The 13097-nt window shown below is 39.8% G+C and carries 9 protein-coding genes and 1 pseudogene; 5 read left to right on the top strand and 5 right to left on the bottom strand.

Annotated features, from left to right (window positions below; genetic code table 11):
• Together pxpB and AC6I5C_RS11755 are read left to right on the top strand one after the other, a co-directional pair.
• A complete protein-coding gene (gene pxpB, locus AC6I5C_RS11760; RefSeq protein ID WP_497905313.1) occupies positions 1-732 on the top strand; it encodes a 5-oxoprolinase subunit PxpB in 732 nt (243 codons plus the stop codon).
• Positions 729-1592 carry a 5-oxoprolinase subunit C family protein gene (locus AC6I5C_RS11755; protein ID WP_497905312.1) on the top strand — a complete coding sequence of 288 codons (864 nt, stop codon included), beginning with the start codon at positions 729-731 and terminating at the stop codon, positions 1590-1592. Before pxpB ends, AC6I5C_RS11755 begins: the two co-directional genes overlap by 4 nt.
• Here the strand turns inward: AC6I5C_RS11755 and AC6I5C_RS11750 are convergent.
• From AC6I5C_RS11750 to AC6I5C_RS11730, 5 genes are all read right to left on the bottom strand, one after another.
• Positions 1589-2290, bottom strand: coding sequence for an RluA family pseudouridine synthase (locus AC6I5C_RS11750; protein WP_497905311.1), 702 nt, complete (start codon positions 2288-2290; stop codon positions 1589-1591). The two genes, AC6I5C_RS11755 and AC6I5C_RS11750, sit on opposite strands and share 4 nt — an antisense overlap.
• Before the next feature lie 26 nt (positions 2291-2316).
• Positions 2317-3135, bottom strand: coding sequence for a 3-methyl-2-oxobutanoate hydroxymethyltransferase (gene panB / locus AC6I5C_RS11745; RefSeq protein ID WP_053977647.1), 819 nt, complete (start codon positions 3133-3135; stop codon positions 2317-2319).
• Positions 3136-3232: 97 nt separating this feature from the next.
• Positions 3233-4657, bottom strand: coding sequence for an L-serine ammonia-lyase (locus tag AC6I5C_RS11740; RefSeq protein WP_497905310.1), 1425 nt, complete (start codon positions 4655-4657; stop codon positions 3233-3235).
• A gap of 124 nt (positions 4658-4781) precedes the next feature.
• Positions 4782-5273: a hypothetical protein gene (locus AC6I5C_RS11735; protein WP_053991301.1), complete on the bottom strand. Its 492-nt coding sequence runs from the start codon at positions 5271-5273 to the stop codon at positions 4782-4784.
• Between the two features lie 150 nt (positions 5274-5423).
• The gene (locus tag AC6I5C_RS11730; protein ID WP_497905309.1) at positions 5424-8993 is read right to left on the bottom strand and encodes a choice-of-anchor I family protein; all 3570 of its coding nucleotides are present in this window, start codon (positions 8991-8993) and stop codon (positions 5424-5426) included.
• A gap of 257 nt (positions 8994-9250) precedes the next feature.
• Here AC6I5C_RS11730 and dnaK point away from each other — a divergent pair, with 257 nt between their 5' ends.
• The 3 genes and pseudogenes from dnaK to AC6I5C_RS11715 form a co-directional block, all read left to right on the top strand.
• On the top strand, positions 9251-11158 hold the full coding sequence (gene dnaK / locus AC6I5C_RS11725; RefSeq protein ID WP_053977650.1) for a molecular chaperone DnaK: 1908 nt from the start codon (positions 9251-9253) through the stop codon (positions 11156-11158).
• Positions 11159-11482: 324 nt separating this feature from the next.
• Positions 11483-12451 carry a BspA family leucine-rich repeat surface protein gene (locus tag AC6I5C_RS11720; protein ID WP_497905308.1) on the top strand — a complete coding sequence of 323 codons (969 nt, stop codon included), beginning with the start codon at positions 11483-11485 and terminating at the stop codon, positions 12449-12451.
• Positions 12349-12972: pseudogene (locus tag AC6I5C_RS11715) on the top strand (BspA family leucine-rich repeat surface protein); the annotation flags it as partial. The gene AC6I5C_RS11720 and the pseudogene AC6I5C_RS11715, both read left to right, overlap by 103 nt.
• Between the last annotated feature and the right edge of the window lie 125 nt (positions 12973-13097).

Here is a 13097-nt window from a genome sequence, read left to right as displayed (position 1 = left end):
ATGAAGGGTTTTCAGTTGAAGTTTTTACCTTTCAATGAACGTTCTATTTTAGTGGAATGGCCTTCTCGTATTGATGAAAATGTATTAAAAGATGTACTTTTGTTTAAAAATAATATTCAGAAAAATCTTCCTAAAGTTATTGTTGATATAATTCAGTCATATGATTCATTATTAGTTGTTTATGGTTTAACTATTGATGATTTCAATAGTGAAATTTTGAAGTTGAAATCACTATATGAATCGCAAGTTGATGATGTGACTTTGGAATCTTTGGTTTGGGAAATTCCAGTTTGCTATGATACTAAATTTGCGTTGGATTTGAATGAAATTTCAGAAGGAAAAAAGTTGACAAAACAAGACGTAATTCAACTGCATTCCCAACCATTTTATACCGTTTATTTTATCGGTTTTTTACCCGGATTTTTATACTTGGGAGGACTGGATCATCAACTTCAGTTTCCACGAAAATCCTCACCAAGAATGAAGGTCGAAAAAGGGGCGGTAGCCATCGGTGGGAATCAAACAGGAATTTACCCAAATGAAAGTCCGGGTGGGTGGAATATTATAGGAAATTCTCCCTTAGAATTTTTCGACCCGAATCAGTCTCCGCCATGTTTTGTGAAAGCGGGAGATCAAGTTCAGTTTGTTCCAATAGACATTTTGGAGTATGAAAAGATAAAAAGTGATGTGGATTATGGAGTGTATCAACCTAAGTTTAGAAAGCGGTTATGATTAGGGTTCTAAAGGCAGGATTGTATACTTCGGTTCAAGATTTGGGCAGGTTTGGGCAAGCTAGTTTTGGAGTGCCTATGTCTGGTGTTATGGATGTTCAATCTGCAAAGTTTGCGAATGCGCTTTTAGGGAATCCGGAACATGCGGCTGTTTTTGAGATTACCATGGTAGGTCCTGAATTGGAATTTACAAAGGCTACGAGTATTTGTATTGTTGGAGCTGAAATGAGCCCCAAGGTTAACGGAGCAGCTGTTAAAAACAATATGGCTATTAACGTTTTTCAAGGAGATCGAGTGGCTTTTGGAAGATTGCAAAAGGGGATGAGGTGCTATTTGGCGGTTTTGGGAGGTGTTCAAACAGAATCCATATTGGGAAGTCGGAGTATGTATTGGCCAGTGACGCTACAAAGTAGGATTGAAAAAGGAGATGAGTTGAAGCTTATGGAAATGAAGAAACATTCCATGGAAAGACATGCAGTTGTTAGGTTTGATGACTCCTATGTTGTTTCGGAGACTTTGGAGGTTTTTGATGGGCCAGAGTTCAATGAGCTCTCCGAAGAGCAACAAACCATCTTGTTTTCAAAAACATTTACAATTTCGAACCATAACAGCCGTATGGCCTATCAGATGAGTGAAACCCTTCCTAATAATTTAAATGCTATTATAACCGCTCCTGTGCTTCCTGGAACGGTACAATTGACACCTTCAGGGCAGTTAATAGTGTTGATGCGGGATTGTCAAACTACGGGAGGCTATCCAAGGGTGTTGCAGCTTACGGAAGCTTCTATCAATTCACTGGCTCAGAAAACTACAGGGAATCCCATAAGGTTTCGTTTGAAACCATGGGGTTTAGATCGTTAATCTTGGCAGGCATCCCAAAGTGGATCATTGGGCAAAGGAGCAGTAATGCATATAGCTTCTTTGGAAACCGGATGCGTAAATTCCAATTTCCGGGCATGTAAATGAATGCTGCCATCGGGATTGGTTCTGTCGAAGCCATATTTTAAATCTCCCTTGATTGGGCATCCAATACTAGATAATTGAGATCTAATTTGATGGTGACGGCCTGTTTCCAATTCAATTTCCAGCAGAAAATAATTGTTCAATTGCTTAATAACACGGTAGTGTAATACAGCTCTTTTACTTCCAGTGGTTTCCTTGTGAAATGCGGAGGATTTATTATTCTTTGGATTCTTTTTTAACCAGTGGATAAGCGTGTCTTCCATTTTGGGAGGTTGGTTTTTAACCAAGGCCCAGTAGGTTTTGGAGGCACTTTTTTCTGAAAACAATTTGTTGAGTCTCGGAAGTGCCTTGCTGGTTTTTGCGAACAGCACAATGCCTGTAGTGGGTCTGTCTAAACGATGTACTACGCCAAGGTATACGTTTCCGGGTTTGTTGTATTTGTCTTTTAAATACGCCTTAACAATATCGCTAAGCGGCGAATCTCCGGTTTTGTCGCCTTGTACCAAATCGCCAGCACGTTTGTTAACCACAATAATGTGATTGTCCTCATATAAAACCTGAAGATTTTCTGGTGTGGATATGGTTTTTTGGCCCACTAGACTGATATTGGGAAATTAGAACCTTAGTATTGTTCGTTGTCGTTAGGGAAATCCAATGTCTTCACATCGTCTACGTATTGTGAGATGGCCGAGGTCATTTCTTCATAAAGATTCATATAGCGACGCAAAAATCTTGGATTAAATTCATGGGTCATTCCCAGCATGTCGTGTAATACCAAAACCTGTCCGTCTACACCGTTTCCAGCGCCAATACCAATAACGGGGATAGAAACGCTTTCGGCTACTTCCTTGGCAAGTTGTGCGGGGATTTTTTCCAAAACAATGGCGAAACAACCAGCTTTTTCCAACATTAAGGCGTCTTCCTTAAGCTTTTTAGCTTCTTGCTCTTCTTTAGCTCTTACTGTATAAGTTCCGAATTTGTAAATAGATTGCGGCGTCAATCCTAAATGCCCCATAACAGGAATGCCTGCATGAAGAATACGTTTGATACTCTCTTTGATTTCTTTACCACCTTCAAGTTTCACGGCATGTCCGCCACTTTCTTTCATGATTCTAATGGCGGACCTAAGGGCTTCCTTAGGATCACTCTGATAGCTACCAAAAGGTAAATCCACTACAACTAAAGCACGTTGAACCGCTCTTATTACAGAAGAGGCGTGGTAGATCATTTGGTCTAAAGTGATGGGAAGTGTTGTTTCGTGACCAGCCATAACATTACTGGCAGAATCTCCAACAAGAATAACATCTATTCCAGCTTCATCAACAATTTTCGCCATAGTATAGTCGTAGGCAGTGAGCATAGAGATTTTTTCTCCGTTTTGCTTCATTTCTACCAAGGACTTAACCGTAATTCGTTTGTATTCTTTTTTAGCTACAGACATAGTGTTTTACATTTAGGAGATGCAAAAATAATGAGTTTAAATAAGAAATTATGTTATTAAAGCTATTATTCCGTTCTGTTGGAACGCTAAAACTTTGTTAACAGTCCGTTAGGTTAACTCCTACGGCCAAACCTCCTTCTGAAGTTTCTTTGTACTTGGAATTCATGTCCTTTGCAGTTTCCCACATGGTGTTGACCACTTTATCCAATGGCACTTTTACATTGTTGGGGTCTGTGTCCAGGGCCAATTCAGCGGCATTAATGGCTTTAATGGCTCCCATAGAGTTACGCTCGATACAAGGCACCTGTACCAATCCGCCAATAGGGTCGCAAGTAAGTCCCAAATGGTGTTCCATAGCAATTTCTGCAGCTACCAATACCTGTTCAGGGGTACCTCCCAAAAGCTCGCAAAGAGCACCAGCGGCCATGGCAGAGGATACGCCTATTTCGGCTTGGCACCCGCCCATTGCAGCAGAGATCGTGGCGCCTTTTTTAAAGATGCTGCCAATTTCTCCTGCCACCAAAAGGAAACGTTTTACATGTTGAAAATTAGCTTTGTGATTTTCAATCACCATATAGTACATCAATACGGCAGGAATTACCCCGGCACTACCATTGGTAGGGGCTGTAACGACACGTCCCAAGGAGGCGTTTACTTCATTTACGGCTAAAGCAAAACAACTTACCCATTTAAAGATCTGTCTGAATTTTACTTCTGTAAGCCGAATGGTCTCCAGCCATTCCTGAGGTGTATTATATGGAAGTTCTCCTTTTAGTTTTTGATGGGTATCGTAAGCACGTCTTCTTACATTTAGGCCGCCTGGCAGGTTTCCCTCGGTATGGCAACCTAGGTACATGCATTCCAACATGGTATCCCAAACGCGCTTCAATTCAAAATCTATGGCAGCTTCCTCTCGTATGGATTTTTCGTTTTCCAAAACCACTCCTGAAATTGGCAACTCCAATTGATTGCAGAAATCCAATAACTGGGTTCCCGTTTCAATAGGGTAAGGGAAGGTGCAGTAAAAGATAATTTTATTGGCCTTGGCTACTTTACGTTCTTCCTGAACCACGAATCCACCGCCAATAGAGTAGTAGGTAGATTTGTAATTTCTGCCATTAATGGTTGCCGTAAAGGTGAGGGCATTGGCGTGGAAGGGCAGGAACTTTCGATTGAATTTAATCCCCTCATTAAAATCAAAGGGAATCATTTTTTCGTTATTGAAGCAGAGTGTTTGCGAGTTTTTGATGTTAGCAATGATCACATCAATGTCTTCGGTTGGAATGCGCTCTGGGTCTGCACCACTTAATCCTAAAAGAACGGCATAATCTGTAGCGTGGCCTTTTCCTGTTAAAGAAAGGGAGCCAAAAAGGTCTACGGTTACTTTCTCAACCTTATCAAATTTATTTTTGTTTTTTAGTTCTGCAATCCAACGTTCTGCAGCCCTCCAAGGGCCAAGTGTATGGGAACTAGACGGTCCCACACCAATTTTCAACATATCAAAAACACTAATGCACTCCATTTACGAAAACGTTATATTAAGGCTGCAAATATATAAGTTGTTTCAGCAAAGTTTAAGCCTTTGGAAATAAAAAAGTCCGAAATTAATTTCGGACTTGGCATTGTGTATTTTAATTGCTGAATTCTTATTGGACAAACTCCATGACTTCATCGTAATTTGTAACATCTATATTACTACTGTTTACAAAATCGACAGGAAGTATAACAATTCTAAAAATTTGATCTAAGGTGTCGCTAGGTAATAATTCATTAAAATTAAATGTTGCTGAAAAATCCATAAAGATGGTGACATAATCAAAATTGTGTTCAAAATTATATTGGAATTCACCTGAAGAAGTATAAATAGTTTCAGGAAGTAGTTTCCATACATCATAGCCGTCTACCTGACCAATTAGGCGATAGACTAATACCATGTCAGATTCATATAAATCAATACTTAAAGGAATTTCTACTGTAGTTTGGTAGTTGTTTGCAGAGGTTAAATCCATAGTCCTCTCAAAGGACTGCCCAACAAAATAGACTCCATCTTGACCAGGAGGACCTGGAGGTCCCTGGTCTCCTTCACAAGCCGTAAACAGCAGGGAAGTAAACATTAAAAGTGCAAAAAGTTTTTTCATAATAATTCTTTTTTCGTTGAAATAATGATGTTATAAACACTAAAGTTACTGAATTTGGGGAGAATGATTTATGGATTGTAATGAAAAATAAAAGAGCCCTTCAATGAAGGGCTCTCAAAATAAGCATCTTAAACTAAAAATAGCGGCAGACTATTTTATGATGATTTTTTGGGTTTCACCTGTGTTTGTTTTTAACAGGTAAGTACCGCTAGGTAAGTTAGGAATGTTAAAGCTTATGGTATTTGCTTTGTGGGCAATTTCTCTTCCCTGTAAATCAAATAAACGAACGCTTACCTGTTGGTTGAAATACACTATTTCGTTGCCATTAACCGGATTAGGATACATTTTAAAAGTATTGTTTTTTGTTGATAATTCAGGGGTATCCAAGGTAGCGCTCTCTACAGTATAGATGCTGATTGTAGAGCTTACTTCGTTGGCCATAATTACTAAGCCAGAACCGTTAGGACTGTTTTCTGATGGTACATAGATAATACCTTCTGGCCCTAAATCGCCACCTTCGTCTTCGCCAAGACTTCTGTTGTTTACGTATTTTTGGAAGCTAGCATTGGCAGGATTGCTAATGTCATAAGTCATGAATCCTCCAACACGCTCCAAAGTGATGAAGGCGTAGTGAACTCCGTTGATTTCGGCAACGGTTACTCCTTCTGGCTCTGGGCCTTTGTTGTCACTTCTGTTTTTGAAATTGTTGTTGCTGTTACTTACGTTGAACAATTCACCGAAAATAGGATCATTGGCAGTATAGCGCTCAAAATCATCTCCACTATCAAAAACCAAGGTACCTGTATTTGCATTCCAAATACTGAAAGAACGTGCTCCCAAAACATGGATTTCATCAAAATCGCCATCATTGTCAATATCTCCTGTGGCATTGGTAACTGTCAATCTTCCCAAGTTTTCATCTAATTTCAAGAAATCTGCATCTGGAAAGACAGTCGGGTCTAGATTGTAGTCACTATCACCAACGCGCACTTCTTCTTCGAAAGTATCATACTCTCTAGCATCACCTTCATTGGCTGTTACCAAATACTCGATGCCGTTCACTTGGTAGTAGGCAATGGCGTCTGGCATGTACATTCCTTTTACTGGCCAGTTGCCCATAAAGATAAAATCGGTGTCATCACAAGCGTCAAAAGTGTTGTTCGCCAAGCTGTGATCTTTTAAGCCTAAAGGAAGAATATCAGTAACAGTATTAGAGGCTAAGCTAATTTTGGCTATAGCATTGTTTTCTTGTAATGTTACCCAAGCTGTTTGGGAGTCTGCTGAAAACGTAATATATTCTGGTTCGAAATCTTGAGACACCGTAGCATCTGGACCAAATACTCTAACGCTCTGGGCTCTTAAAGTTTCCAATTGGGAATCGAAGGCGTTAAAGTTGATATGGCTTACATTGCTTTGGTTGATGTTTCCAAACCCTTCAGTAACATCGATAACCGAAATAGTTCCTTCAGGGTCGATAGTGTAATCACTATTTGGTTGTCCTTCGTTGGCCACCAAAACTTTAGTGCCGTCAGGAGTAAACACAACCATATCAGGTAGGTTTCCAACAACAACAGATGAAAGATTTTGTCCTTGCTTGTCCATAAAAACCACAACACCATCGGCGGCAGGTCCATTGGATACAGCAGCAGCTACAATATCGTTGTGTACAGCAACACTGGTTGGGCCTTCGGTTCCATAGGAAGACAAGTCCACAACGGCATACTCAGTGATGTTATTGATATCTGAAAGGTCAAGAATGTTTACTTTTTTCGCTACAGAATTCAATACAAACAAACGTTGGGTGTCGGCATCATAGTCGCAAATTTCAGCAGAACCTATTGCATCCACCAAATAGCTTGTAGTAAAATTTATGTCCAGTGGAGAGGTTGGGTACTCCAAAGTAACATCGTTATCTGTAATGTATACACCTGTAACAGCATAAGCTCCCATAGTGGAGTTTGAAGGGTTGTTCAGTTCCAATAAAAACAATTCGTCCGCTTCAGGATCTATGTCATTAGTAATTGGAATCACCAGTTCGATTGCTTCTGTAGAGTTGGCAGGAAATTGAATGTTTTGGTTGGAAAAAGTAAAATCAGATCCTTCGGTGGCAGTCAATAATTCGGTAACCAATGATACGTCTACATTAATAGGATTGCTTGAAGCTGAAGAAATTTCAACAGTCACCGTTACTGAAGTGCCATCTTCTGAAATGTTGTAAGTAGATGCTCCAAAAGTGACTTGAGGAGTTACTTCTGTAACTATATTATACACTCCTGGAGAAGCATAAACATTTTCGCCCAATGATTGCCCAACAAGATTGGTAGCAGAAGTCCAATTGGTGCCTTCGTTAAAATCGGCATCAGGATTTAAAAGTTCTAAGGAAGGACCACTGCCGTCTACATCTGTTGGCCAAGGAGCATCGTCGCTATATTCTACTTCGGAAATAACCGTGTTTTGAGAGTTTACAATTTGTAAAAGCTCCCCACCGTTTCCTAAAGCGTTGGAAATGCTTTGAGGCATGTCCAAAAATGTTACACCGTAAAAGGCTTCGGCAGTTGTTTTGTCTGTGGCAAGCAACACAATGGCTTCAGAAGCCAAGTCCATTTCAGGGAAAGTAAACACGAAATTTGCTGCATCCTTTACTTGAATTCCTCCAAGAGCTATTGTAGAAGCAGAGTGGTTGTATATTTCAAGGAATTCCAAAGCGTCAGAATCATCAGAAGGTGCATTGTACATGATCTCAGTAATGATCAATCCGTTGCTTGTGTTATTGAAAAATAAATCCTCGCTAACAAATTCAGATGCCATTGGATTGGCTTCGGTATCATTAATGTTGTCAACTGTTATGTTGTAAGCAGTACCAATAACAAATCCTGAATGGGTAATTGTAGCTGTTTTGGATGCGTCATCATAACTAACAGATGAAACGGTAATAGAAGGCGAGATGCTGTAATTAGCCAATGTTTCAGCAGTGGCATTAGTCACGCTTTCAGAGAATACTACTTCTAGAGTTGTTTGGTTAAGGACAGAAACATTTGTTACGGCAGGAGCAGTAACATCTTCAGTTGAAATTACAAAACTAGTCGTATTGAATGACAAGTCTGGAGCTATGCCATCGTTACTCTGGTCTCCACTGGCATCTTGAAAGTCATAATTTGCCATGTCATTCAAGGCGAGCCAATAACCGTTAATATCCAATCCTGTTCTTGGTCCGTTGTAAGCACCAATATCGGTTCCGTCAGGATAGGTGATTGCAGTAGTACCATCTACTAAACCTGTGTTATCCAAAGAACCATAAGCGGAACTTGAATTGGCAATGGCAGCAATAAAGGTTGTGGGAACTCTAGGAGCGGTTCCAAGGAAAGCGAAAATAGCTTCGGAACTTCCCGAAACACCTCCAGGTTCACCGGTGATGCTTCCGTGGGATACAGTTACAGAAACATCACTGATGGCATTGAAGGAAATGACAGTTCCCGCGTTGATAGTGGCAGTACCTGAATTCCATGAAAAATCGTTTTCATCTATTCCAAATTGCGAACCATCCCATTCAGAATCGGTAAAGTAAATGGTGGTGTTGGCAGGAATATCTACAAAGGTCACCATGGCAAAATCATCATTGCCGTCGGCGTTCAAGGCAGTAAATGCCATGTCGCCGGTACTTAGTTGTCCGTAAAAGAACTGACCCATAAAAAGACAGGTCAAGAGTAGAAGTTTTTTCATAAATAGTGTTTTGATTTTAGATGTCGTGAAATTACAGGTCGAGTTTGCCTTTAAAATCAATACATTATTAAGAAATAGTCAACTAAGTTTGGGTTTGGAATCGTGGTTGTTTGGCAATGTTAAGATAGTGCTATGTGAATATTAAAATGAGGGTGAGGTGACATCGTGTCATATTTTTTTCAATGGCATAATCATTGACATATACCTCCTGAATTTAAAATTGAACATTCAACGCAACAAATAAAGAAATTAGTATTATGAGTAAAATTATTGGAATCGATTTAGGTACAACAAACTCCTGTGTTTCTGTAATGGAAGGTAGCGAGCCTGTTGTAATCCCAAACGCAGAAGGTAAGCGTACTACACCATCGGTTATTGCTTTTGTTGAAGGAGGCGAGATTAAAGTTGGTGACCCAGCCAAAAGACAAGCAGTGACCAACCCAACTAAAACGGTTTATTCTATTAAACGTTTTATGGGGAATAAATATTCTGAATCTAAAAAAGAAGCAGAACGCGTACCATATAAAGTAGTAAAAGGAGATAACGATACCCCACGTGTGGATATCGACGGACGTTTGTACACACCTCAAGAGCTTTCGGCTATGATTCTTCAAAAAATGAAGAAAACTGCTGAAGATTACTTAGGACAAGATGTAACTCGTGCAGTAATTACAGTACCTGCCTATTTTAACGATTCTCAACGTCAAGCTACCAAAGAAGCTGGTGAGATTGCAGGTTTAAAAGTAGAAAGAATTATTAACGAGCCTACGGCAGCTGCCTTGGCTTATGGATTGGATAAAAAAGGTCACGATCAAAAAATTGTAGTATTCGACTTTGGTGGAGGTACACATGACGTTTCTATCTTGGAATTGGGAGACGGTGTATTTGAAGTTTTATCTACAGATGGAGATACGCACTTGGGAGGTGACGACGTAGATGAGAAAATCATCAACTGGTTGGCAGATGAGTTTAATGCTGAAGAAAACATGGACCTTCGTAAAGATCCTATGGCATTACAACGTTTAAAAGAAGCTGCAGAAAAAGCTAAAATTGAGTTGTCATCTTCTGCACAAACAGAAATCAACTTACCTTATATTACAGCAACTGCTAGTGGACCAAAACACTTGGTGCGCACGTTGACAAAATCGAAGTTTGAGCAATTAATCGACGATTTGGTAAAACGTACCATCGCTCCATGTGAGTCTGCAATGAAAGCGGCTGGATTGTCTAAGAGTGACATCGACGAAATTATCTTGGTAGGAGGATCTACGCGTATTCCTGCTGTTCAAGAGGCTGTTGAGAAATTCTTCGGTAAAAAGCCAAGTAAAGGTGTAAACCCAGATGAGGTAGTAGCTGTTGGTGCCGCTATTCAAGGTGGTGTATTAACGGGAGATGTTAAGGATGTATTGTTATTGGATGTTACGCCATTATCTTTAGGTATTGAAACTATGGGTAATGTAATGACCAAGCTTATCGAGGCCAATACAACCATTCCTACTAAAAAGTCACAAGTGTTCTCTACAGCAGCGGATAACCAACCATCGGTTGAAATCCACGTGTTGCAAGGAGAGCGTCCAATGGCAGCGGACAACAAAACAATTGGTCGTTTCCACTTAGATGGTATACCACCAGCAAAAAGAGGAACCCCTCAAATTGAAGTAACCTTTGATATTGATGCCAACGGTATCATTAAAGTATCCGCAACAGATAAAGCGACTAATAAAACGCAGGATATCCGTATTGAAGCGTCTTCAGGATTGACAGAAGAAGAAATCCAAAAGATGAAGCAAGAAGCTGAAGCAAATGCCGAAGCAGATGCTAAAGCCAAGGAAACTGCAGATAAATTGAACAGTGCCGATGCCATGATTTTCCAAACCGAAAGTCAGTTGAAGGAGTTTGGTGATAAATTGTCTGATGATAAGAAAAAGCCAATCGAAGATGCTTTGGAAGAATTGAAGAAAGCTTACGAAACCAAGGATATTGCGGTAATTGATCCTGCATTGGAGAAAATTAACGAAGCTTGGAAAGTAGCTAGCGAAGAAATGTACAAAGCACAAGCAGAAGCACAACAAAACGGAGCTGGAGCACAACCTGAAGGAAACGCAGGTAGCGATGCAGGCGAAAGCAACGATGTTGAAGACGTAGACTTCGAAGAAGTCAAGTAAGTAGAGAGCCTGATTTTTAAAAAATCAGTGTGAATCACTTATCCCGAGCATAGTCGAGGGATCTATTATGAAGATAGACTTATAACAAATTCCCTCTAAAGAAGGAATCTCAAACAAAAAACGCAACCAGAAATGGTTGCGTTTTTTTATGGGTTAAAATGATGTTTTTGAGCTTAAAATGGGGTAAGAAATATTAAGACCGTGTAATTGTTTGGGCTTAAGTTAATTGTAGGTTAAATCTTAAAAATAATTTAAGGTAACTAAATTTTTAACTGGATTTTCTCTTTTTTTACAAAATAAATCAACTAAAACTTATTACAAATCATGAAACAAACCTACTTATGTTTAATGTTTATGTTATGGGCAACGCTTGCTGTTGCACAAGACGCTTTTATCACCACTTGGGAAGTGTACGGTTCTGGGTCTAATCTCGATATTTATATTGGAGGCCAATATGGAGATGACGATGAGGTCAATTATACGGTGGATTTTGGAGACGGTACGGTACTGACCAATCAAACAAGCTGGGTGTCACATTCCTATAGCACATGGGGTGTGTACACGGTAAGTATTACGGGGGATTTTCCTTGGATTGAACCGCTGTTCTCAAGTAATGCAGATAAGCTGAAAAGCATAGAACAGTGGGGCGATATAGAATGGACTACTATGGAAGGCGCCTTTGATGGGTGTTCTAATTTGGTAATCAATGCTACGGATACGCCAAATTTAAGTCAGGTAACTAGCTTACAAAGTATGTTTTATGGGTGTAGCTCCTTGACTTCTGTACCCAATATGGCAGCTTGGGACGTGTCCAATGTAACAAATATGTCGTTTATGTTTTGGGGAGCTTCTAGTTTTAATGAAGCCATTAATGCTTGGGATGTTTCTAATGTTACGAATATGAGCTATATGTTGAGTGGAACAGATTTTAACCAACCTCTTAATGATTGGGATGTGTCCAATGTCACAAATATGGATTATATGTTTTGGGGCGCCTCTAGTTTCAATCAACCTCTTAATGCTTGGGATGTGTCCAGCGTTACAACTATGTATTCTATGTTTGATAACGCCTCTAGTTTTAATCAACCTCTTAATGCTTGGGATGTGTCCAACGTCACATTTATGGGGGGTATGTTTTCTGGCGCCTCTAGTTTTNTATGTTTGATAACGCCTCTAGTTTTAATCAACCTCTTAATGCTTGGGATGTGTCCAACGTCACATTTATGGGGGGTATGTTTTCTGGCGCCTCTAGTTTTAATCAACCTATTAATGTTTGGGATGTGTCCAATGTAACAAATATGGGTGGTATGTTTATGGGAGCCTCTAGTTTTAACCAACCTCTTGAGGCTTGGGATGTGTCCAATGTGACAACTATGGTGGGGATGTTTCAAAGCGCCTCTAGTTTTAATCAACCTATTAATGTTTGGGATGTGTCCAACGTCACAATCATGATAAGAATGTTTCAAAGCGCTTCTAGCTTCAATCAACCTCTTAATGCTTGGGATGTATCCAACGTGACAACTATGAAGAATATGTTTTGGGAAGCAACTAGTTTTAATCAACCTCTTGAGGCTTGGGATGTGTCCAATGTAACGACTATGGAGTATATGTTTTGGGAAGCAACTAGTTTCAATGAAGCCATTAATGCTTGGGATGTGTCCAATGTAACCACTATGCAGTCTATGTTTAATGGGGCAACGGCTTTTAATCAGCCAATAGATGCTTGGGATGTGTCCAACGTTACAACTATGTATTCTATGTTTAATGGGGCAACTGCTTTTAATCAGTCTATAGGCCTATGGGATTATAGTAGTATCGTCAATACTGGGTTTGCGTATTTTTTAAACAATTCAGGATTAAGTAGTGTTAATTATGATGGGGTTTTGGAGCGCTTGGTAGAAATTAACCCAGATATAAACAGTACTTCTGGTCTTCATGC

Source organism: Mangrovimonas sp. sgz306409, from assembly GCF_059735265.1.
Note: the sequence above shows the minus strand (reverse complement) of the source record. Positions and strands in the feature narration are given on the sequence as shown.